The organism is Pseudomonas hunanensis (genome assembly GCF_013393325.1).
Taxonomy (GTDB): domain Bacteria; phylum Pseudomonadota; class Gammaproteobacteria; order Pseudomonadales; family Pseudomonadaceae; genus Aquipseudomonas; species Aquipseudomonas putida_P.
Map to the genome: position 1 here is coordinate 71,171 of NZ_QJRC01000100.1, position 23,339 is coordinate 94,509.

The following is a 23,339-nucleotide window of genomic DNA, read 5'->3' on the forward strand; positions in this document are numbered from 1 at the left end:
TATGGAAAACAGCCAAATCGACAAGCCCAACTTTACCTACCAGGCGGTCTACCGCTACTTGCTCGACAGGATCGAGGCCGCACCTGCCGATGTGGAGCAGCGTCTGCCGTCGCTGCGCCAGCTTGCGCGGCAATTGCATGTTTCGGTATCGAGTACCCAGTACGCCTATGCGCTGCTCGAAGACGAAGGGCGGGTGTATGCTCGGCCAAAGCAGGGCTACTTCAGCCGAGCCCGTCCCACCGCCATCTGTGTGCAGCATTCGGAAAACCTGCTCGACACTGTATTCGCCAGCGCCCGACAGCCGGGTATGTTGGCCTTGGGCAGCGATGCGCCGGCCATGTTGCTGTCGCTGCAGCAGCCGCTGCTGATGATCGAGCGCGAACTGGCGCGTCAATACCCGCATTCTTTGGCGCCGCTGTATCAGCCCTTCGGTGAGCCCGAGTTGCGCACGGTACTGGCCGACCGCTACACCCGCTCGGCACAGCAGTACTGGGGCGCCGATCACGTGTTCATCGGCGCGGACCTGCGCAGTGTGCTGGAAGTGTCCTTGCGCGCCCTGGGCCTCGAAGGCCAGCTGGCATTGGTGGAGTCGCCCTGCAACTGGGCAGTGCTGAGGCAATTGCAGGCTGCGCGCATGACCATCATCGAAGTGCCCTTGGGCGATGACGGGCGTTTCGACTTGCAGCAGGTTCACCGGCTGTTGCGCGATCAGCCGATACGCCTGGCCGTGCTGTCGTCGGCGGCCAACGTACCCCAGGGTGGTCTGATGCCTGCGTCGGACAAGCAGCTGGTCTGCCGCTGGCTTGCCGAGCACGCTGTGTGGCTGTTTGAAAACGATGGCTACGGCGAGTTGTGCTTCCACGCCGGAGCACCGCGCTACCGGGACTTCGCCGACCCTGACCGGCTGCTGGTGTTTTCGACCTTCGACAAACTGATCGGCGCAGAGGCGCCCTTTGGCTACCTGCTTTGTCGCAAGCAGACCGAACGCTTTCAGCAGCTGTTCCTGGAACGAGCCTTTCGCTTGTCGCCGATCCGCCAAAGGGCCATCGCCCGGCTTTTCACCTCGCGTCGGGTCGAGTTGCATGTGCAGCGTTTGCTGCCGAAGTTGCGCGAGCGTTTACAGCAGATGAGGCGGCTACTGGAAGCGCACGGCCAGGGCTGCCTGCGCATCGCCGAGTCGCAGGGCGGGGCCAGCCTGTGGCTGCAGGCGACCCGGCCGGTGGATATGCGCCGGGTCTTCGAGCGGTTGCTGGCGCAGCGTATCGTCATTGCACCCGGTGAAATTTTCAGCCAGTGCGGCCTTTGGCGCAGTCATCTGCGGCTGTGCTGCACGGTGGACTGGAGCAAGGATATCGCCCAGGCGCTGCAATGCCTGGTCAAGGCCATCGAGGATGAACTTCACACTCCGTAACAATGGTGCATGGCAGGGAAGGTGCCGTCGCGCACCTCATCAGCGTAGCGGGCACAGGCTTCACGGATTGCCAGGCCGAGGTCGGCATACTGCTTGACGAAGCGTGGCACGTGCGCGCCACCGAGCCCTAGCAGGTCTTCGGTGACCAGCACCTGGCCATCGCAGGCGGGGGAAGCGCCAATGCCGACAGTGGGTTTGTCGGTGGCCTGGGTGATGGCGCGGGCCACGGGTTCGGCTACGCCTTCCAGCAAAAGGCTGAAAGCGCCAGCGTGCAGGTTGGCTTGCGCGTCGGCCCGTAACGCTGCAGCGCTGTCTGGGCTCAACCCCTGGGCTTTGTAGCCGCCCATGGCATTGACGAACTGCGGCATCAGGCCGATGTGCGCCATGATCGGTATCCCTCTTGCGACCAGGAACTCGACGGTGCTGGCCAACGCCTGGTTCGCTTCCAGCTTGAGTGCGTCGCAGCCGGTGCTGGCCAATACTTGGGCACAATTGCGAAACGCCTGCTCGTGGGATTCCTGATAACTGCCGAACGGCATGTCGGCGATCACGCAGGCCAGGCGGGTGCTGTCGACCACGGCGCGGGTATGGGCGATGGTTTCGTCCAGGCGCATACCCAGTGTGGACGGGCGGCCATAGCCGACCATGGCGGTGGAGTCGCCGACCAGGATGAAGTCGACCAGCGGATCGATCAGCCGTGCGATCGAGCTTGAGTAAGCGGTGAGCGAAACGATCTTCTGTCGGCCTTTCATGGCCACCAGTTGCGGCACGGTGAGACGGCTGTTGCGGGTGTGTGTGCTCATCGGGGGTTGGGCATCTCAGAACAGGGATGGCCCATTTTTGGCAACTTGCGGCGGCAACTCAATGTACAGATTCAGGCTGAAAAGCAACCCAGATCAGTCGCGAGATGGTTGACTGAAAAGGGCCGCGAAGCGGCCCCATGGACGGGTCAGAAGGTTTGCGGCATCTCGCCTTTGGCCAGGCGCCGGTTGATGTCGGCAATCACTTCGGGCAGTTCATTGATGGTGTCGATCAGGTAGTGCGGGCGGGAACCGGCGAACAGCGCATGGATGCGTTGGCGCTCGCTTTCCAGTTTCTCGGCACTCAGTGCCCGGAAACCTTCCCAGGTCAGCCCCAGCGCGTTGCCCGAGCACACCAGCGCCACGGTCCACATGCCGGCACGGCGGCCTTCGAGAATGCCTGGCACGGTGTCGTCGACCTTCACGCAGGCCGCTACATCGTCGATGCCCAGCGCGATCACGTTGGCCAGGGCCTGGGCCGGCCACGGCCGGCCGTTCGGAGTTTCGTCGGTGGCCACCACGTGGTCCGCCACGTAGCCGTTCTGTGCTGCCAGTTCCACCACCTTGTCCATGACCACTTTCGGGTAGCCCGAGCATGAGCCGATCTTCAGCCCGTCCTGGCGCAGACCGGTCAAGGTCTCAAGGGCACCAGGGATCAGTGCCGAATGTACGGCGATCTTCTCGATTTGCAGCGGCATGAAGCGGTTGTAGATGGCCGTGACGTCATCGTCGGTCGGGGTACGGCCAAACACCTTGCGGTAGCGCTCGGCAATTTCCGGCACGTCGCACAGGGTGCGGATATGGTCCCATTTGCCCATGCCCATCGGGCCACGGGCTTCTTCGATGGACACCTGCACATCGAATTCGGCGAAGGCTTCGACGAAGATCTGGGTTGGAGCGAAGGAGCCGAAATCGACCACGGTGCCGGCCCAGTCGAGGATGGCGGCTTGCAGCTGGGTTGGGTTGCTGTAGTTCATGTGCGCTAATTCCTGAATTCGGGTGGGCAAAGGGTCAGATGTCCAGCACTTCCATTTCCCGCAGCACTTGGGCTACGGCATTCACGGCGGCCTGCATGCCGTCCGCCCCGACCACACCGATGCAGCCGACGCGGAAGGTTTCGACTTGGGTCAGCTTGCCTGGGTAGAGGATGAAACCCTTGGCCTTGACCCGCTCATAGAAGTCCTTGAACTGATAGCGGGCATCGTTCGGTGCGTGGAAGGTGACGATGATCGGCGCCTGGATCTCGGCCGGCAGGAAGCTGCGCAGGCCAATGGCAGCCATGCCGTCGAGCAGGGTCTTGCAGTTGTCGGCGTAGCGCTGGTGGCGAGCCGGCAGGCCACCTTCCTCGTTGTATTGCTGCAGCGCTTCATGCAGGGCCGCGACCACGTGGGTGGGCGGGGTGAAGCGCCACTGGCCGGTCTTGGCCATGTAGGCGTGCTGGTCGTGCAGGTCCATGGCCAGCGAGTGGGCATTGCCTTCGGCAGCGGCCAGAGCGGTTTTTTCGGCGAAGACGAAGCCCATGCCTGGGACGCCTTCCAAGCACTTGCCGGAAGCGGCGATCAGCGCCTCGAAGGGAATTTCGCGGGCGTCGATCGGCAGCGCGCCGAACGAACTCATGGCATCGATGATCAGGCGTTTTCCGTGGCGTTTGATCACCTGAGCGATTTCGGGCAACGGGTTGAGAATGCCGGTGCTGGTTTCGCAGTGGATCAGCGCAACGTGGGTCACGGCGGGGTCGGCGGCCAGCAGGCGGTCGACGTCGGCGGCGGTGGTCGGCTGGTCTTCGGCGGTTTCGAAGGTGCTGTAGGGACGGCCCAGCACTTTGCAGATCTTCGCCAGGCGCTGGCCATAGGCGCCATTGATCAGCACCAGCACCTTGCCATCGCGTGGCACCAGGGTGCCGATGGCCGCTTCCACGGCGAAGGTGCCGCTGCCTTGCAGCGGCACGCAGTGGTGGCTGGCGCTGCCGTCGATGATCGCCAGCAGTTGCTCGCACACACTGGCGGTCAGTTGATTGAAGTCGCGGTCCCAGGAGCCCCAGTCCACCAGCATGGCTTGGCGGGTGCGGATTGATGTGGTCAGGGGACCTGGGGTCAGCAGAATCGGGGCGTTGCTCATTCCGTTATTCCTCACAAGCGGTGGGCTGAAACTACGGGGCCTAGGTTGCAATTCACGCTGCCATCAATCAAATTGTTTGTTGTTATCTCAGCTATAAGTCAGGCCGATAATTATGAACCTGTTCCAGTTGCGCGCTTTCGATGCCGTGGCCCGTGAGGGCAGCTTTACCCGTGCTGCCGAGCGTCTGTTCATCAGCCAGCCGGCGGTGACCGGGCATGTGAAGGCACTGGAGGAGCATTACCAGATCACCTTGCTGCGGCGTACTGCACGGCGAGTGGAACTGACCGAAGAGGGTACCCGCCTGGCGGCCATTACCCGCGCCATGTTCGGTCTGGCTGAAGAAGCGCAAGCCATGCTCGAGGCCAACCGCCAGTTGCTGACCGGGCGCCTGGAGGTCGCCGCCGACGGTCCGCACCGGGTCATGCCCATGCTGGCGCAGTTGCGCGAACGCTACCCTGGCATCACCGTCAACTTGCGCCTGGGCAACGCACAGGAGACGCTGGCTGCGCTGTTGTCCGAACATGCCGATGTGGCGGTGCTGACCGAGATCGAACCGCGTAAGGGCCTGTATCTGCAGAACCTGTGTGAATCGCGACTATGCGCGCTGTTGCCAGCGGGGCATGCCTGGGCCGATGGCGAAGGTGACTTACCCCTGGCCGAGCTGCACCAGCAGATCATGGTGCTGCGCGAGCCCAGTTCGACTACCCGGCGCACCTTCGACAAGGCCTGCGGCACTGCCGGTGTGCAGCCACGTGTGCAGCTGGAGCTGGACAGCCGTGAGGCGGTTACCGAGGCAGTGGCATCGCAGCTTGGCATTGGTGTGGTGTCGTCCACGGAAGTGGCCAACGACCCCCGAGTGGTGGCGCGGCCGCTGGCCGGGCAGGGCCTGGTCAACCAGCACATGGTCGGCTGCCTTGAGCGGCGCCGTGAGTTACGCTTGATCCAGGCATTCCTGGGCCTGGCGGCCAGCCTCTGAGCCGGCCTAAGATGGCGACATCACCTGATGGACTGCTGATGAGCGAGAAAGACACCATTTCCATGCAACTGGTGCGCGAGGCCCTGTTGCAGACCTGCCCGGCAGGCGAGCCGGATGCTGCGTTGCTGGCGCGCGCCGGTATCGATGCCGGGCAGTTGCAAGCCCCGGATGCTCGCGTCAGTGCCGAGGCCTATGCCCGGCTCTGGCGCTTGCTGGCGCGGCGTTGCAATGACGAATTCTTCGCCATGGACCCGCGCGGCCTGCGCAGCGGCAGCCTGGCGTTCCTGTGCCGGGCGAGCATGGCACAGCCAACTTTGGGCGAGGGCCTGGAAACCGCGCTGGCGTTTCTTTCGCTGATGCTCGAAGACCTGCAGCCAAGCCTGGTGCGTCAGCAGGGCCTGGCGGAAATTGTCATCAATGAGCCGCGCGACCTGCCACGGCGTGCGTTCACCTATTTCACATTCTGGATGATCGTGCATGGAGTGGCCTGCTGGCTGGCCGGGCGACGCATTGCCATTCTGGCCATTGAGCTGCGCTGTGCCGAACCACCGTATTGTGACGATTACCGGGTGATGTTTTCCGAGAACCTACAGTTCGAGCGGCCACGCACTCGCATGATCATCAGTGCCGACTGCCTCGACGTGCCGCTGCGCCGCAGCTCTGAGGACCTGCAGCGCTTTCTGGCCGAGGCGCCCGGCAACATCCTGGTCAAGTACCGTGACCCGGCCAGCCTGGGGCGGCGTATCCGCGCCGACTTGCTGCAATTGGACCCGTCCTGCTGGCCGGATGCCGATGCCCTGGCACGACAATTGTGCCTGTCCCCGTCCACCTTGCGCCGTCGGCTGGCGGAGGAGGGGCAGAGTTACCAGGTGCTCAAGGACAGTGTCCGGCGTGAGCTGGCCATCGCCTGGTTAAGCCAGGTCGAAGCGCCCATGGGGGAAATTGCCGAGCGCCTTGGGTTTGCCGATGGCAGTTCGTTCTACAAGGCATTTCGCAAGTGGTTCGGTTGCAACCCTGGGCACTACCGTGCACTGATTCAGGCCCAAGGGGCGGCGGGTTGAAGGGTGGTGGTTCCCACTGCCGCTGACACTGGCGTGCAGGCAGGTTGTCGGTTTTTCCATCGTAAGGAGACCGACATGCCGCAGACTCAAGTCAATCCCAAAGAACAGAATGCCGATAGGGAGTTCATTGCCGAGCAACTGCCCGCTTGGCTGAGCAATGCCACGCCACGGCAACTCAATACACTGCGCAGCAAGGTGGCAGCGCACCATGCGAGCCAGCGCCGCGTGGCTGCCGTGACGCGGCAACTCCAGCCTTTGCACATGTTCGCCAAGCAGCAGCTCGAACAGGCCATGCAGGCCCGGATGGGGTTGACGCTCGACCTTGACCAGGCGACTTGGCGAGAAGAGCGCAGGCGCTTGAAAATCGTGCAAGGGACGGTGCGGGAGTTCACCTCTTACTTCGTCAGGGTACCTGCGCTGCAAAAAATGATGCAGAACTTCAAGGAGGCTGAATCGTTCTTCTCCGACACTGCGCTGGTGCAGGCCGCCCAACAGGGGGCTGGCGGCGAAGCGACTCTGAGCAGTGACATTGACGGCCTTGTCAGCCTGTGCCGGCAAACGGATGTAGGCGCAGCCTACCAGCGACATTTGGCGCAGGTGTTGACCAGTGACTTCGAGCGCGATCTGGTCGCGGACAAACGCTGCGAACTGGCGTTGGCGGTCGAGATAGCGGCCATGAAGCGCCAGCTGGGTGACGATGAATTGCGCCTGCTGCGCCAAGCGCTAGCGGGTACACCCATCACGCACCCCCGTAGCACGCGCGTAGTGGTCGGTGGCCTGAAGGTGCTGGGGTGCCGGGTGGATGGCGCGCTTGCATTTGAACTGCTCTTTTCGTGGGGTAAACCCAGCAGCCCGTTTCCGTCGCCGGAACAGACTGTTGGGGTATTGTTGTACCTGCCTGATGATGTTGAGCAGCCACTGCGTTACTTCGATGGGTGGCAGGCGGCCAATCAGGCATTGGTCGCGGCTTTTGCAAATGACGGTTACCGGCAGGGCATCGAGCGCCGTATCACCCTTGAAGACCGGGTGAAGTACATGACATTGCTCGGGACGCGTCTGCTCGATAGCAGCCCCGATCTGGATCCCGCCGTGGAACGAGGTTCGGCTGCGGGAATCAGTGACATGGCTGCCTGGCACGTGCGGCGAATCAAGAGCGACGCACGCTTTATGGCCGTACCCACGGCACAGGCCGATGCCGCCGCGGCTGCCCAGCGTCTGAAGGACCTTGAAAGCGCAGGCCTTGCGCTGCTCGGACTGGCGAGTTTTTTTGTGCCAGGAATAGGCGAACTCTTGCTGCTTGACTGGGGGCGGCAGCTGCTTGGCCACGTCTATGAGGGCGTCAAGGACTGGAGCCAAGGGCATCAGCACGAAGCCGTTGACCACCTGCTGCAACTGGCCAGCGACCTTGCCGCCACGGGGCTGGTGGCGGGAGGCGTCGCCCTTGCCCGCAGCCCGTTTTTCGATGTGTTGGAGCCGGTCACCACCGAAGCGGGCGGGCAACGTTTGTGGCGATGCGATCTGCAACCCTACCGCCAGGCCAAGCCCAGCGAGCCGCTGATCGAGCAGGATAACGGGTTGTACAGCGATGGTAGCGGCCACTGGTGGCGTGACGAGCAGGGTTATTACCGCGTGCGGCAGGACGCCAGGGGGAACTGGCGTCTTTTGCATCGGGACGGCCATGATACCTATGGGCCGGCCTTGCGAGGCAATGGCGAACGTGCTTGGCGCCTGACCTTCGAACGCCCATTGGAATGGCAGGGTGAGACGAAGCTGCTGAGCCGTCTATGGCCATCGGCAAGGGATTTGGGTAGCGAGCGTGTTACGCAGATTCTCAAGGTTGCCGATGTCGATGAGGCGCACCTGCGTGGCCTGTTGGTGGAGGGGCGACGTCTGCCAGTCTGCTTGCGCGATACGCTGGAACGATTTTCGGTGGATGCGCGAGCACAACGTTTCTTCCAGGCGATGACGCCGAACGAAAGCGATACTGAGCTCTGGCAGTGGTGTGTCGATAGGCTGCAATTGGCAGGCTTGCCACTGGATGAGCAGGTGGCTTCGCTCCACGCGCGTGAAGTTAGCCTGCGAGGGCCGCTGCTGGAGCACTTCTCCACCCAGTACCTCGGCGATGACGAGGCGCTGAGCCTGGTGAAAAGAGACTTTCCGACACTCCCTGATGCCTATGCGCTCGAGGTGCTGCAACAGGCCGATGAAACGATGCGCACACGCATGCGCACCGAAGCGCGGCTGCCACTGGCCTTGATGGAGCGAGCGCGTAGCCTGCTACAGGAAGCCCGTCTGGTCCGACTGCGCGAGGCGCTGCACCTGAGGGGCAGTTACCACGCCGATGCAGTTGAACTGCTGTTTGTGTTGCTACGACGACATGGCCTGACGCAGCTCCCGTTCAATCTGATACAGCGTGACCAGTCCGAGAACGGTCGAGTGCTGGCGATGCTGTTTCCCGAAACGCGGGGTCAGCGCAGCCTGGTACTGGTATGGCGAGAAGGCGCCTTCGATCTATACGACGAAAACGGGCTGCGCAGTGGGCTGGAAGCCGCCGAGCCACGAGGCATCTTCGAAGTGTTGGCCGCTTGCCTTCCTGAAGCCTATCGGCAGCGTCAGGGCTGGGTGGGTGATGATGTCCCGGCACGTATCCGGGCGTCGATGCAAGGCTGGGTGCCAGCGCAACGGCAGGCGTTGCTGCGTCTGCTTGGCTGGCGCGAAGCACGCCCGCTCGCGTCGTCCTTGCAGCGCCTTGCTGACGGCCGGGTCGGTTACCTGCTCAGTGGGCGGGCCACATCGTCAGTGCCGTCAGGGCAGGTCATGCGCCAGCGGATTCGCAGCCTTTACCCAGCTTTCGACGAGCAAGAGGTCGAGCGCTTCCTGCGGACGCTGATGCGCTCTGCTGGCTCGGCCTATTCGAGCCTGCTGCGCATGGAGCAGGAATATCAGCGCCTGGATGAGCATTTGCAAACCTGGACGGAGGCCGTCTCGGCCCGTGCGAGAAACACCCGGCAGGAGGTTGCCGATGCTTTCCGGCGTGTCTGGCGGCTTGAGGGTGAGGAGGTAGTCGATGGCAATGGTGAGACGGCCGGCTTGCGCCTGAGTATCGTCGCGTGGTCGGTGGGGGAGCTGCCAAGCATACCCGCCGGTACCGACTTCGCTCATGTGATCGACCTGCTGCTGGTGGGGTTGCGTCTGGAGGCGCTGCCGCCAGGTTTTCTACGCAGCTTCCCTGCCGTGCGGCGTCTGGACCTGAGCAACAATGCCTTGAGTGCGTTGCCTGAACATCTAACCCAGCTGCGTGGCTTACGGCACTTGCATCTGCGGCGCAACAGGATCCGTGTGGCGGCAAACCAGTCCAGTGCCTTGGCTGCTCTGCCTGATTTGCGAACGCTTGATCTGAGCGAGAATCCGTTGGGTGCAATCAGCCTTGATTTCAATCAGTTGTCCCGTCTACGTGATTTGCGGCTGTTTCGTTGCGGCTTGCGGCGGGTGCCGGCAGGGTTGGAGTGGTTGGGGATGCTGGAGCATGCCGATCTGCGCAACAACCAGCTCAACGACCTGCCAGAGGCCCTGCTCAATGCCCCGGAACCTCTGCGTCGAGTGATAGCTGTGCAAGGGAACGCGTTGTCGGCGCAGGTCACCGAGCGCTTGTATGCTCAACCTGCACACGTGGGCGTAAGCGGCAACAGGGTGGAGGTGAGGGAGGGTGAGGCTGGCTGGCTGGCTACCCTGGAGGGGGAGGATATTGAAAATCGACGCCGCCAATGGCAAGCACTGCAGCGTGAGCCGGGAAGCAATGCGTTCTTTCAACTGCTCGATGAGCTAACCAGGAGCTCGGACTACCGTCTGGTGCGCTCCGATCTAAGCCGACGTGTCTGGGCGATGGTCGAGGCGCTCAACCAGGACACACGCATGCGCGAGGAGCTGTTCGAACTGGCGGCCGATCCGCGTACTTGCGTAGACAGTGTTGCCAGTTGCTTCGGTCATTTGGAGGTGCGCCAACAGGTGCTCCAGGCCACTGACGGGGGTGATCCGTTGACCACACGTGATGCGCGGCTGCTGTTGGCCCGGCGCCTCTTCCGGCTCGACCGGGTGGAAGCGTTTGCGCGGCAGGACTTCCAGTCCCGATCGCAACTGGCGAATGCTGAAGACGTGGACGAGGTGGAAGTCAGCCTTGCCTATCGCGTCGGGCTCTCGGTGCGGCTCGATCTGATCGGGCAGCCACGGACCATGCAGTTTCGCGCGATTGCCGGGGTGAGCCGCAGTGACCTGGACAGGGTCTACCAAGCTGTGCAGGAGGCGGAAGCCAGCGACGAACTTGCGCTGTTCATCAGCCAACGTGACTTCTGGTTGCCAGTGCTGCGCGCGCAGCGGGCCGAAGATTTCGCGGCGTTGGAGGAGCAGTTCGACACGCAACTGCAGGCACTGGATGAGCGAAAGGAGACGCTTGGCAGTGCCGCGTACGTGCAACAAGCCAACCAGATAGGCAAGGACCGTGAAGTGGCGCTGAATGCATTGGCCCTGCGCTTGACTCGCGAAGCGCTGCTGGCGCGGCCGTGAATGTAACCGGGGGCGAATCACGGGCATGGCTGCATTTCCTTGTGCCTTGCCCAGAGCTGGTTGGCGAGCATGCCAGCCTCATTCTTCGCTCCCGGGATTGCCATGATTTCCAGCACCTCCAACCTTGAAACCAGCCATCAGAAAGCAACTGATGATTTCATTGCCGCCAGGCTACCTGACTGGTTGAAACGGGCCAGCCAGGCCCAGATCATCGCCCTGCGCACCAGCCTCAACACACATCAGGCCAGCCAGGCCCGTTTGCGTGGGCTCACGCAGACCCTGCAACCCCTGCAGGTGTTCGCCCAACAGCATCTGCAGGGTGTGCTGGTGAAGCCACTGCCAGTAGGCATGACCCTCGCAGGGCTGGAATGGCTGCAGGTTTCACCGCGCATCGGTACCTTCCCCGGTACGCTTCAGCAGACCTATCACTACTCGGCCACCCGCCGGGATGGTTTGCTGAGGCTGATGGGTAATTTCGGCCCTGACGAATCGTTTTTCCTGGGCACCGGGCTGGTTCTCCCGGGGCGAGATGACTTGCTGACCGGCACGCCCGAGCAATTGGTTGCAGCATGCCGCGCGCTGGATGTGGGCCGGCTTTACCAGGACGAACTGGCGCGGACGTTCAATGCCACCACCGAGGGCATCCTTGCCCAGGACAAACGCTCGGGCCTGGCATTGGCTGCGCAAGTCGCGATGCTCAAGGGTGACATCGACGAGCAGGTACAGCATGCCTTGCTGCAGGTGGTGGAGGGCGGTGGCCCCCATTCTGACACAGGCCTGCATGGTTACCCTGGCCTGCTGGAGGTGTTGGGCCAACGTGTGGCTGACGGGCTGTTCATTCGCCTGCGAGACCCTGTTGGCCAGGACCGAGGGGTGGTGCTCTACCTGCCCAGTGATCCCGTGCAGGCGCTGCGCCGTTTCGATTCCACAGAGGCCATGAACGCTGCAATGGCTGCAACGTTGCAAGAGAAGGGCTACCGTGACTACTTCACCCAGCTCATCAGCTTGCGACAGCGGGCGAGCTTCGCTGGTCTGCTGAGTGCGCGCCTCTCGGATCCACAGCCCGACCTGGCGTTGAGGGGCCCTACAGCCTTCGGGGACCTGTTCGCTGCGCTGGCTGCGCAACAGGTGCAGCGAGTCAAGGACGATGCTCGCCTGTTGCTGGTACCCACCGCGGACGCCGATGCTGCAGCGGCCCGTGCGCGTCGGGCTGCCTGGCGTGCCGCGGGCCTCGATCTGCTCAACCTGGCGGGGCTTTTCATCCCTGTCGTAGGGGCGATATTGCTTGGTCAGCTGGTGGTGCAGACGCTTGGCGAGGTTTTCGAGGGCGTCAGGGATTGGGCCCGTGGGCACCAGCACGAAGCCCTGGAGCATATGCTGGGTGTAGCTGAAACGGTGGCTGCGACGGCGTTGACCGTGGCGGGTGTGAGCGTTCTGCGCAGCGCCTTCGTCGATGGCCTGCAGCCTGTGAGCGTGGGCGGGCGGCGTGGCCTGTTGGGTTCCGATGATATTACGGCCTATGAGTCGACCCCAGGCACCATCGCCCTACGTGACGATGGACTCTACGGCGACGAGAGCAGGCGCTGGATGCGCAGGGGCCAGCGTTACTATGAGGTACAGCGCAGCGAGCCTGAAGCCCCTTACCGCTTGTGTCACCCCAGTGGCGAAAAGGCGTATGGGCCGGCCGTGCTGCACAACGGCGAGCGTAGTTGGCGCCTGATGCAGGACCAGCCGCAGCGCTGGAGCGACGTGGCCATGATGCTCGATACCCTGTGGCCGCAGCATCCTTCCATTGACGCACAGCGGGCTGCGCAAGTGCTGCGGGTAGCCGGTGTGGATGCCGAGGAGTTGCGGGGCGTGCTGGTGGAAAACCGACCGGCGCCTGTCAACTTGCGAGAGACCTTGCGGCGCTTCGAAGCCCATGCCCGTATCGAGGCGTTTTTCACTCGTCTGGCCAGCTACTCGCTTGTCACCCAAGACAGTGCATTGCTCGCCTGGTGTGAGGCTCGTGCTGGCAGCACCAACAGCGACGTCCTGCTGCGCCAGCAAGCTGCCCTGTGGGGGCCTCTTCTCGACCACCTGAGCAGTTCGCCAGCTGGCGATGACGCTCTGCTGACGTTGATAAGGCGGGACTTTGCCGGTTTGCCGGAAGCTTATGCGCAGTCGCTGGCGGCGCAGTTCAGCGAAGGCGAGCGGTTCCTGGCAATGTCAGGTGGGCGTGTGACGCTGAATTTAGCAAGCAAGGCCCGCGCGCTGCTGCGTCTGGCCAGATTGAACCGTGCACTCGAAGGGCTTTACCTGCCCGGCAGCTACTGCAACGAAACCGGCGAACTGGCTTTCGCGCTGCTTCAGAAGGAAGTGGAAAGCAGCAACGGTGTGTCTGCCAATGCCCTTGACCTGCAATTGCGTGAAAGTGCACCGGACGGGCATTTGCTCAAGGCCGTGGGCCCCGCTGGCGTCCCCCGGATGCGTCGGGTAGTGGTGCGCAAAGACGGGCGCTTCCATCTCTATGATGGCTTGGGCCGTGCGTTGCCGTTCGGCGCTGGTGATTCGGCAAACCTGTACGACATGCTTGCCGCGGCCTTGGCACCTGAGCACCGCACGGCGCTTGGCATGGCTGAAAACGATATGGGAACGCAGCTACGTCAGAGACTGCTGGCACGACTTCCCGCTACGCACCAGGAGGTTGTCGAACTGTTGCAATGGCCAACCCAGGTGCAGTGGTTCAACCCTGGGCGACGCTTGGCTGATGGCCGGGTTGGCTATCTGCTCAGTGGCCGTGGTACGGGCGACAGCCACTCACTGCCGGCACGTGTTCGTGAGCGCTTGCGCCAGCTTTATCCAGGGCTGGATGAGGCACAGCTGGATCATGAACAGGCACTGCTGATGAATAGGCAGCAATCCGCCTATGAGCGCATCGTAGAGCTTGAGGACGACCAAGATCAGTTGATCCGCCACCTCAACCGCTGGGTCAGCGCAGAGCTGAGCGAAAGGCGCCAGCGGCTTCGCCAGCGATCAGCCGACGCTATTCTGCGTGCCTGGCGCTTGCAGGGCGACTGTATTTACGACCATGCAGGCATGGTGACCGGCCAGCGCCTGTCGCTGAGTGGCGTGCAGCTCAGCAGTTTGCCGGAGTTACCGGCGGCCATCGATTTCCACCGTATTACCAGCCTGCGCCTGCAGGAGTCTGCGGTTGATACGGTGCCAGTGAGTTTCTTGTGCCCGTTTACCGCGCTGACCGAGTTGGACATGAGCCTCAACCAACTGCGCAACATTCCGCTCGGGATTGCTTATCTGCCGCAATTGCAGCGTTTGCGCCTGGCACATAACCAGATCCGCCTCAATGCCCAAGCAGTCGGTATTCTGCAGGCTCTGCCTGGCTTGTTGCATCTAGACTTGAGCTACAACCGTCTGGAAGACCTCGATCTACGCTTCAACCATCTCTCGGCCCTGACTCACCTGAACCTGCGCCACTGCCGGCTGGGGGCCTGGCCCAGCCGCATCGAACTGTGCGGCCTGCTGGTGCACTGTGATCTGCGCGACAACCAATTGCCGACGCCACCGGAAGCGGTGATTGCAATGCCCTATGCCTGGCGCCGGGGGCTTATCGTTGATCGCAACCCACTGAGGGGGGTTCAACTGCAACGCTTGTACGCGCTGGATCCCATTGAGGAGCATGGGCATCTGCCAGAGTCGATGGGCAAGGTCGACTTGCCTCATGCGCGCAGCCTGTGGCTGCAGCATATTGCCGAAAACGACCGCGCTGCGCGCGCAGTGCTATGGGACGGTCTGCTGGCCGAACCAGACAGTGCGGGTTTTTTTCGTATCCTGGCGTGGTTGGAGCATACCGCTGATTATGCTTCAGCAGTTGCCGGGGGCGGTCGGGAAGTACTTGTGCGTGATGTGTGGGCCATGCTGCAGGCGATGGACGTCAGCCCAGCGCTGCGGTTGCGCGTTTTTGAAGCGGCCAATCAACCGGTTTCCTGCTCGGACATGGTCAGCGATCGGTTCAGCCACATGAATGTACAGGTCTTGTTGGCCAAGGCTGAAGCGGACGCACAAGACCTGACGCAACGGGCGCAGCTCATGGCGTTCGGTCGGCAGCTGTACCGTCTTGACCAGGTGCAGCAGCAGGCCCGCCAGGCGATCCTGCGCCAGGGTGTCGAAGGTGAGCAGGTGGGGCGCTCGGCCTGGTCACTGGCATACCGTGTGCGCTTGCGCGAGCGTCTTGATTTGCCTGGTCAGCCATCGGCGATGCGTTACCCGAACGCTGTCGCGCTGAGCGATCAACACATCAACGATGTGGCTGCGGCTGTCCTCGCCAACGAGACGATCGAGGCGCGCACTCAAAGCCTGGTGAGTCAAGCGTTCTGGGAGACTTTTCTTGGTGAGCAGCACCGGAACTTGTTCGAGTCGCTCAGAACCGACTTTCTCCAGCGCAGGGCGAACCTGCGCGCTATCCAGCCACCGCTCTCGGCTGAGCAGCTTCGTTCGCAGGTCGCGGATCTGGAGGATCAGGAGCAACGCGATAGAGAACGATTGCAGGCAGGCCTGACCGAGTCCTACTTGCGTGGCGAGAGTCGGGGCGACGGCTGACCTGCAAGGCGGCCAAACCGGTCATCGAGATTGACAGCTTTGGCCATTGCCGCCGTGCTTGAGCGGCGCGAACATCGTCGGACCGATGGTTCAACTCCAAAAACAAGAAACCAGGAGTCCGACGATGCGTGATTACGCCGAGGCCGCTCGAGCGTTCGACCTTGCGCAGGCCGCTACTGCGGCACTGCATGGCAACCTCGAAGCCCTCAATGCCTGTGTCGAATGCTGCGACCGCCATGCCGGTGGCGGCAAGCTGGCGCTGATCCACGAAGACCGGGACGGCCACACTGCGCGGTACAGTTTCGAGCAACTCAAGGTGCAGGCTGCCCGTTTTGCCAATGTACTCAAGGCGCAAGGCGTGAGTGCCGGGGACCGGGTGGCGGGTCTGATGCCCCGTACACCTGAGTTGCTTGTCACCATCCTCGCCACCTGGCGCCTGGGGGCGGTGTATCAGCCGTTGTTCACTGCGTTCGGCCCCAAGGCCATCGAGCATCGCCTTGAGCAGTCGCACGCCCGTGTCGTCGTCACCGACAGCCAAAACCGTGCCAAGCTGGACGACGTGCATGCCTGCCCGACGATCATCACGGTCAAGGCTCGCGTTGGCGAGCTGGATTTCCAACAGTGCCTTGAGCGTGCGGCAGACGACTGTGAACCGGTCATGCGCGCGGGTAACGACCCGTTCTTGCTCATGTTCACTTCAGGCACGACTGGCCCGGCCAAGCCACTGGAAGTGCCTCTGCGTGCCATCGTCGCGTTTCAAGGCTACATGCGCGACGCCATCGACCTGCGCCCCGAAGACAACTTCTGGAACCTGGCCGACCCGGGGTGGGCCTATGGCCTGTACTACGCGGTCACCGGCCCGTTGTCGCTGGGCCATGCCACCACGTTCTACGATGGCCCGTTCAGCGTCGAAAGCTGCGCGCGAGTCATCGACAAGCTTGGCATCACCAACCTGGCAGGCTCGCCCACCGCGTACCGCCTGTTGATCGCCGCCGGCAGTGCTTTTTCGGCGCCCGTCAAAGGCCGCCTGCGGGTAGTCAGCAGTGCCGGTGAGCCGCTTAACCCGGAAGTGATCCGCTGGTTTGCCGACGAGCTTGGGGTCACCATCCACGACCATTACGGCCAGACCGAACTGGGCATGGTGCTGTGCAACCACCATGGCCTGCAGCACCCGGTGCATCTGGGCTCGGCCGGCTTCGCCATCCCCGGTCATCGCATTGTCGTGCTGGACGAGCAGGGTAGCGAACTACCTGCCGGCCAGCCGGGCATCCTTGCGGTCGATCGCGAGCAGTCGCCGCTGTGCTGGTTCGGTGGTTACCACGGCTTGCCGACCAAATCGTTCGTCGGCAAGTACTACCTCAGTGGCGACACCGTCGAGCTGAACCAGGATGGCAGCATCAGTTTCGTCGGCCGTAGCGACGATGTGATCACTACCTCCGGCTACCGGGTCGGCCCATTCGATGTGGAAAGTGCGTTGATCGAGCACCCGGCGGTGATCGAGGCGGCCGTGATCGGCAAACCGGACCCGGAGCGCACCGAGCTGATCAAGGCCTTCGTGGTCTTGGCCAGCGGCGTCGCCGGCAACGCCGAGCTGGAAGAAACCTTGCGCCAGCACGTGCGCCAGCGCCTATACGCGCATGCCTACCCCAGAGAAATCGAATTCGTCAGCGAGCTGCCCAAGACCCCGAGCGGCAAGCTGCAACGCTTCATCCTGCGTAATCAGGAAGTCGCCAAACAACACGCGCAACAGGCCACCCCTGCCAGCGCCTGAAAGGAACCGATCATGCACATAGCCAACAAACACTTCATCGTCAGCGGCGCCGCTTCCGGGCTGGGTGCCGCTACTGCTCAGATGCTGGTCGAGGCCGGCGCCAAGGTCATGCTGGTCGACCTCAATGCCCAGGCCGTCGAGGCCAAGGCTCGCGAGCTGGGCGACAACGCCCGCTTCGCGGTGGCCGACATCAGCGACGAGCAGGCTGCCCAGGCGGCGGTCGATGCAGCCGTCAACGCCTTTGGCAGCTTGCATGGGCTGGTCAATTGCGCCGGCATCGTCGGTGCCGAGAAGGTGTTGGGCAAGCAGGGCCCGCATGGCCTGGGCAGCTTCGCCAAGGTCATCAACGTCAACCTGATCGGCAGCTTCAACCTGCTGCGTCTGGCTGCTGCGGCCATGGCCGAAGGGGCTGCCGACGAGGGGAGCGAACGCGGGGTGATCATCAACACTGCGTCCATTGCCGCCTATGACGGGCAGATCGGCCAGGCCGCCTACGCGGCCTCCAAGGGCGCTATCGCCAGCCTGACCTTGCCGGCCGCCCGCGAACTGGCGCGCTTCGGTATCCGTGTGATGACCATCGCCCCAGGCATCTTCGAAACACCGATGATGGCCGGGATGACCGAGGACGTGCGTGCTTCGCTGGCTGCCGGCGTGCCGTTCCCGCCGCGTCTGGGTCGCCCCCAGGAATATGCCGCACTGGCCCGTCACATCATCGAGAACAGCATGCTCAACGGCGAGGTGATCCGCCTCGACGGTGCACTGCGCATGGCTGCCAAGTAAGGAGAACGAACATGACCCTCGCCAATGACCCGATCGTTATCGTCAGCGCCGTGCGCACGCCCATGGGTGGGCTGCAGGGCGACCTCAAAAGCCTGACAGCGCCGCAACTGGGCAGCGCGGCCATTCGCGGCGCCGTGGAGCGCGCCGGCATCGACGCCGCCAGTGTCGAGCAAGTGTTGTTCGGCTGCGTGCTGCCGGCCGGGCAAGGCCAGGCCCCGGCGCGCCAGGCCGCGCTGGGCGCCGGGCTGGACAAGCACACCACCTGCACCACCCTGAACAAGATGTGTGGCTCGGGCATGCAAGCCGCGATCATGGCCCATGACTTGCTGCTGGCCGGCACTGCAGACGTGGTGGTAGCGGGGGGCATGGAAAGCATGACCAATGCCCCGTACCTGCTGGACAAAGCCCGTGGTGGTTACCGCATGGGCCACGGCAAGATCATCGACCATATGTTCATGGACGGCCTGGAAGACGCCTACGACAAAGGCCGCCTGATGGGTACCTTCGCTGAAGACTGCGCTCAGGCCAACGCCTTCAGCCGCGAAGCCCAGGACCAGTTCGCCATCGCCTCGCTGACCCGTGCCCAGGACGCGATCAGCAGCGGCCGCTTTGCCGCCGAGATCGTGCCGGTGGAAGTCACCGAGGGCAAGGAAAAACGCGTGATCAAGGATGACGAGCAGCCGCCCAAGGCGCGCTTGGACAAGATCCCGCAGCTCAAGCCGGCGTTCCGTGAAGGTGGCACCGTGACGGCGGCCAACTCCAGTTCGATTTCCGACGGCGCTGCCGCGCTGGTGCTGATGCGCCGCTCCGAAGCTGACAAGCGCGGCCTCAAGCCCCTGGCAGTCATCCATGGCCATGCTGCCTTCGCCGACACCCCGGCGTTGTTCCCGACCGCGCCGATCGGGGCCATCGACAAACTGCTGAAACGCACCGGTTGGAACCTGGCAGAAGTCGACTTGTTCGAGATCAACGAGGCCTTTGCGGTGGTCACGCTGGCGGCCATGAAGCACCTCGACCTGCCCCACGAAAAGGTCAACATCCACGGCGGCGCCTGCGCACTCGGGCACCCGATTGGCGCTTCTGGCGCTCGCATCCTGGTAACCCTGTTGTCGGCCTTGCGCCAGAACAACCTGCGCCGAGGTGTGGCCGCCATCTGCATCGGCGGTGGCGAGGCCACGGCCATGGCTGTCGAATGCCTGTACTGAGGTGAACCATGCTGGTAACTGACGAGCAACAACAGATAGCCGATGCGGTACGTACCTTCGCCCAGGAGCGCCTGAGACCGTTCGCCGAACAATGGGACAAGGAACATCGGTTCCCGAAAGAGGCCATTGACGAAATGGCCGAGCTGGGCCTGTTCGGCATGCTGGTGCCGGAGCAGTGGGGCGGCAGCGACACCGGTTATGTGGCCTATGCCATGGCCCTGGAAGAGATCGCCGCCGGTGATGGGGCCTGCTCGACCATCATGAGCGTGCACAACTCGGTCGGTTGCGTGCCGATCCTGCGTTTCGGCACCGAGCAGCAGAAAGCACGGTTTCTCACCCCGCTGGCCAGCGGTGCGATGCTCGGCGCCTTTGCCCTGACCGAACCGCAGGCGGGCTCCGATGCCAGCAGCCTGAAGGCCCGTGCGCGTCTGGACGGTGACCACTATGTGCTCACTGGCAGCAAGCAGTTCATCACCTCCGGGCAGAACGCCGGGGTGGTGATCGTGTTTGCCGTGACCGACCCGGACGCCGGCAAGCGCGGGATCAGCGCCTTCATCGTGCCCACCGATTCGCCGGGCTACCAGGTGGCGCGGGTGGAGGACAAGCTCGGCCAGCATGCATCCGACACCTGCCAGATCGTCTTCGACAACGTGCGTGTGCCGGTGGTCAACCGCCTGGGTGCAGAAGGCGAGGGCTACAAGATAGCCTTGGCCAACCTTGAAGGTGGCCGCATCGGTATCGCCTCGCAGGCGGTTGGCATGGCCCGGGCCGCGTTCGAAGTGGCGCGCGACTACGCCAACGAGCGGCAAAGCTTCGGCAAGGCGTTGATCGAGCACCAGGCTGTGGCCTTCCGCCTGGCCGACATGGCGACGAAAATCGCCGTTGCCCGGCAGATGGTGCTGCACGCCGCCGCGCTGCGTGACGCCGGGCGCCCGGCGTTGGTGGAGGCGTCGATGGCCAAGCTTTTTGCCTCGGAAATGGCCGAAAAGGTCTGCTCGGATGCCTTGCAGACCCTGGGCGGTTATGGCTATCTGAGCGACTTCCCGCTGGAGCGGATCTACCGTGACGTTCGGGTTTGCCAGATCTACGAAGGCACCAGCGACATTCAGCGCATGGTCATTGCGCGCAATCTTTGAAGGAGCAGACTGCATGGCATTCGAAACCATCCTGTTGGACATCCACGGCAAGGTCGGCCTGATCACCCTCAACCGCCCGCAAGCCCTCAATGCGCTGAACGCGCAGATTGTCGGCGAGATCAACCAGGCCCTTGACCAGCTCGAGCGTGACCCGAATATCGGTTGCGTGGTGCTGACAGGTTCGGCCAAGGCCTTTGCCGCTGGCGCCGACATCAAGGAAATGGCCGAACTGCAATACCCGCAGATCTACGTCGACGACCTGTTCAGCGATGCTGACCGCATTGCCAACCGGCGCAAGCCGATCATCGCTGCGGTCTCCGGCTTCGCGCTGGGCGGCGGCTGCGAGTTGGCGATGATGTGTGACTTTATCCTCGCCGCCGACAACGCCAAGTTCGGTCAACCGGAAATCAACCTTGGCGTGTTGCCGGGCATGGGCGGTACCCAGCGTCTGACCCGTGCCGTGGGTAAGGCCAAGGCCATGGAACTGTGCCTGACTGGCCGCCTGATGGGGGCTGAAGAGGCTGAGCGGGCTGGCTTGGTGGCGCGAATCGTGCCGCAGGCGGAGTTGCTGGAAGAGGCGCTTAAGGTGGCTGCGACCATTGCCAGCAAATCGATCCCGGTGAGCATGATGGTCAAGGAGAGCGTTAACCGAGCGTTTGAAGTTACCCTCAGCGAGGGCGTGCGCTTTGAACGCCGGGTCTTCCATGCGGCTTTCTCCACTGAAGACCAGAAAGAAGGCATGGCCGCCTTCATCGCCAAGCGCGAGGCGCAGTTCAAGGACCGTTGATGCCAGCTGGGAATTTGGGCTGGGCCTCCAGGTGCATGCCTTGAGAGGTCTGGTCGCTGTGAGATCGAGCGCCGGGCGGGTGGCGCTCGATCTCATGGGCGCTGAAAAGGTTGTGGCGAGCCTCCCAAGACCAGCCATCCCTGCACCGACCGGCGGATTGTAAGCACTGGAAGCAAATTCGCACCCATTTGCAGTTGCTCCACGCGACGTGGCGCCTTAGACTGCCGCCCCCTGTAAAAGAGTGCCGGTTGGCGCTTGAAGAATTCCGCTGCCGATGCCAAGGCGTCGGCGGCACATGAATCGCCCAAATGCACATTTTTTCATAGAGAAATCGATGACCAAGGAACAGTTGCTGGCCATGTCGGCCGATGACTACATGAACGCCGACCAGCTGGCCTTCTTCACTGAGCTGCTGCAGGCGATGAAAGTCGAAACCCATGAACGCATCGAGCTCAGCCGCACCACCATCGAAGGCCTTGACACCCCGTCGGACCCTGCCGACGTGGCTTCGGTCGAAGAAGAACGTAGCTGGCTGGTAAATGCCATCGACCGCGACCAACGCCTGCTGCCACAGCTGGAAATGGCCCTGGACCGCATTACCGACGAAAGCTTCGGCTGGTGCGATGACAGTGGTGAGCCAATCGGCCTGAAACGCCTGCTGATCAGCCCGACCACCAAGTACTGCATCGAAGCCCAGGAGCGCCACGAGCAGCTCGACCGCCACCAGCGCCAGGTATAACCCGCGCCAGGTGCAAAGCCCCACGGAGCGATCCCTGGGGCTTTTTGCGCTTGTCGTCGCCGCCGTTTTTGTTGCGCCATAAGAAACACTGCTGTACTGGCATGCGCTGTTTTCTCTTCGCAGGCAGGCGTATCATGGCCTTATCGTTAGGGTGCTAATTAAATTCCGGAGGGAATGATGAATAGCCGAGTCGATGTAGCCGTGATGATTGGTTCGGGTGTGCCGGCCACCCTGCAGGCACTGGGTAAGCGCATTTGCTGGGTGGTGCTGGTCAATGGCGAGCGCCGTGGCACCGCGTTTGCCACGCGTGAAGAAGCGCTGGAGTGCCAGGCTGCCTGGCAGCAGCAGCTGAAGAAGGGGTTGGCAGCCTGAAAATGTTTATTGCCTCTCGACGTGTTTCAGTGTTTTCGGGCATATTTGTCCTACAGTAATGCGCACATGGATGCCAGGGCTTGTTTTCTTGCAGGCTCACTCCCATGGTTGCGTTTTCTGGCGAGTGATCTCAGGCATCACACTTCCCTAACCGGGGATGAGCCAAAGGCCTTCGGTTGAAGGCGAATCTGGCAGACCAGAGTAAAGATTCCTGCACGCTGCATCGTCAGCGAGCACAGACATTTCGCATATCGCTTTATTACTCTTTTCGCCTATCGATAAGAAGTGGCCGTGCCTCCCCGAGCTTGGGAGAGGGCGGGTTGTAACCGGTTGAGGATTACTTCATTGGCAGTCAGCACACTTGATACTCATGCGTTGTTCGCCTTGGGCGACTTGCGCGGTAAATTGGCCCAACTGTTCCAGGGTCGCTTCATCTATGTCACCGAACAGAATCCCGAAGGCCTGTACATGGCCGAAATCGACACCGAAAGTGCACTGGTGGTCGATGACAAACAGCGCCTTGAGCTGAAAGTCGGCGACCACTTCCGCGCTGCCGTATTGCCCAGCCGCGAAGGCGGCAAGCTGGAAATGCGCTTTCGCGAAATAAAGTTGAATGTGTATGGCGTGGGCGATTACGCCTTCGTTTCGGTGCCGGAAGGCGATGGGATCGTGTTTCGGGAAGGGCATGGCGTGATGCTGGTGTTCGCCGCGCAGCAACAAGTGCAGGAAGGCCTGGGCAAGTTGCTCAAAGCGGTGACCGGCAAAGTTGCCAAGTGGCGCAAGGGTGAACTGACCACGTTCAAGGCCAGTGAATGACCGACGCTGACGACGGTCCTGCCTCGCGGTCCGAGTTTCATCGGCAGCACCAAGCACATGCCGTGGCCGAGGCCGAACGCATGCTGGCCAAGCGCGAGGAGCTGAAAGGCACCTGGTTGAACTGGGTGGCGGCTGAGCTCTATGGCCTCAGCCCGCCGCCATATGCCGCCATGGTTCGGCGCGAGTTGCAGCGCCTCAGCCAAGGCTGAGG

The 23,339-nt window shown here is 62.6% G+C and carries 17 protein-coding genes; 14 read left to right on the forward strand and 3 right to left on the reverse strand.

Annotated features, from left to right (window positions below; translation table 11 throughout):
* Position 1 precedes the first annotated feature (1 nt).
* Positions 2 to 1,411: an aminotransferase-like domain-containing protein gene (locus tag DM807_RS24875; protein ID WP_179028092.1), complete on the forward strand. Its 1,410-nt coding sequence runs from the start codon at positions 2 to 4 to the stop codon at positions 1,409 to 1,411.
* Here the strand turns inward: DM807_RS24875 and panB are convergent.
* From panB to DM807_RS24890, 3 genes are all read right to left on the reverse strand, one after another.
* Positions 1,399 to 2,214, reverse strand: coding sequence for a 3-methyl-2-oxobutanoate hydroxymethyltransferase (gene panB / locus DM807_RS24880; RefSeq protein WP_012271494.1), 816 nt, complete (start codon positions 2,212 to 2,214; stop codon positions 1,399 to 1,401). The genes DM807_RS24875 and panB overlap by 13 nt on opposite strands.
* Before the next feature lie 146 nt (positions 2,215 to 2,360).
* Complete coding sequence (gene phnX, locus DM807_RS24885) at positions 2,361 to 3,188, reverse strand: phosphonoacetaldehyde hydrolase (protein ID WP_060492969.1); 828 nt, start codon at positions 3,186 to 3,188, stop codon at positions 2,361 to 2,363.
* 34 nt (positions 3,189 to 3,222) lie between these two features.
* The gene (locus tag DM807_RS24890) at positions 3,223 to 4,329 is read right to left on the reverse strand and encodes a 2-aminoethylphosphonate--pyruvate transaminase (RefSeq protein ID WP_012271496.1); all 1,107 of its coding nucleotides are present in this window, start codon (positions 4,327 to 4,329) and stop codon (positions 3,223 to 3,225) included.
* A 112-nt stretch (positions 4,330 to 4,441) separates the two neighbouring features.
* On the opposite strand from DM807_RS24890, the gene DM807_RS24895 reads away from it, so the two are divergent.
* From DM807_RS24895 to DM807_RS24955, 13 genes are all read left to right on the forward strand, one after another.
* Positions 4,442 to 5,305: a LysR substrate-binding domain-containing protein gene (locus DM807_RS24895; RefSeq protein ID WP_060492968.1), complete on the forward strand. Its 864-nt coding sequence runs from the start codon at positions 4,442 to 4,444 to the stop codon at positions 5,303 to 5,305.
* Between the two features lie 38 nt (positions 5,306 to 5,343).
* Entirely contained in the window at positions 5,344 to 6,366 is a 1,023-nt protein-coding gene (locus DM807_RS24900) for an AraC family transcriptional regulator (protein ID WP_012271498.1), read from the forward strand.
* Positions 6,367 to 6,441: 75 nt separating this feature from the next.
* Positions 6,442 to 10,926 carry an NEL-type E3 ubiquitin ligase domain-containing protein gene (locus DM807_RS24905; protein ID WP_179028093.1) on the forward strand — a complete coding sequence of 1,495 codons (4,485 nt, stop codon included), beginning with the start codon at positions 6,442 to 6,444 and terminating at the stop codon, positions 10,924 to 10,926.
* 69 nt (positions 10,927 to 10,995) lie between these two features.
* Positions 10,996 to 15,522 (forward strand): NEL-type E3 ubiquitin ligase domain-containing protein, encoded by a 4,527-nt coding sequence (locus DM807_RS24910; protein WP_244965088.1) that lies wholly within the window; start codon positions 10,996 to 10,998, stop codon positions 15,520 to 15,522.
* A 124-nt stretch (positions 15,523 to 15,646) separates the two neighbouring features.
* A complete protein-coding gene (locus tag DM807_RS24915) occupies positions 15,647 to 17,293 on the forward strand; it encodes an acyl-CoA synthetase (RefSeq protein ID WP_179028094.1) in 1,647 nt (548 codons plus the stop codon).
* A 12-nt stretch (positions 17,294 to 17,305) separates the two neighbouring features.
* Positions 17,306 to 18,073, forward strand: coding sequence for an SDR family NAD(P)-dependent oxidoreductase (locus DM807_RS24920; RefSeq protein WP_179028095.1), 768 nt, complete (start codon positions 17,306 to 17,308; stop codon positions 18,071 to 18,073).
* Between the two features lie 11 nt (positions 18,074 to 18,084).
* Positions 18,085 to 19,278: an acetyl-CoA C-acyltransferase gene (locus DM807_RS24925; RefSeq protein ID WP_179028096.1), complete on the forward strand. Its 1,194-nt coding sequence runs from the start codon at positions 18,085 to 18,087 to the stop codon at positions 19,276 to 19,278.
* 8 nt (positions 19,279 to 19,286) lie between these two features.
* The gene (locus tag DM807_RS24930) at positions 19,287 to 20,414 is read left to right on the forward strand and encodes an acyl-CoA dehydrogenase (protein ID WP_060492964.1); all 1,128 of its coding nucleotides are present in this window, start codon (positions 19,287 to 19,289) and stop codon (positions 20,412 to 20,414) included.
* 13 nt (positions 20,415 to 20,427) lie between these two features.
* Positions 20,428 to 21,201 carry an enoyl-CoA hydratase gene (locus DM807_RS24935; protein WP_012271505.1) on the forward strand — a complete coding sequence of 258 codons (774 nt, stop codon included), beginning with the start codon at positions 20,428 to 20,430 and terminating at the stop codon, positions 21,199 to 21,201.
* Between the two features lie 334 nt (positions 21,202 to 21,535).
* Positions 21,536 to 21,940, forward strand: a complete 405-nt coding sequence (locus DM807_RS24940; protein WP_012271506.1) for a TraR/DksA family transcriptional regulator — start codon at positions 21,536 to 21,538, stop codon at positions 21,938 to 21,940.
* A gap of 177 nt (positions 21,941 to 22,117) precedes the next feature.
* On the forward strand, positions 22,118 to 22,312 hold the full coding sequence (locus tag DM807_RS24945; RefSeq protein WP_012271507.1) for a hypothetical protein: 195 nt from the start codon (positions 22,118 to 22,120) through the stop codon (positions 22,310 to 22,312).
* A gap of 345 nt (positions 22,313 to 22,657) precedes the next feature.
* Positions 22,658 to 23,128 (forward strand): hypothetical protein, encoded by a 471-nt coding sequence (locus DM807_RS24950; RefSeq protein WP_041166445.1) that lies wholly within the window; start codon positions 22,658 to 22,660, stop codon positions 23,126 to 23,128.
* The gene (locus DM807_RS24955) at positions 23,125 to 23,337 is read left to right on the forward strand and encodes a hypothetical protein (RefSeq protein ID WP_060515236.1); all 213 of its coding nucleotides are present in this window, start codon (positions 23,125 to 23,127) and stop codon (positions 23,335 to 23,337) included. Before DM807_RS24950 ends, DM807_RS24955 begins: the two co-directional genes overlap by 4 nt.
* The last annotated feature ends 2 nt before the right edge of the window (positions 23,338 to 23,339 follow it).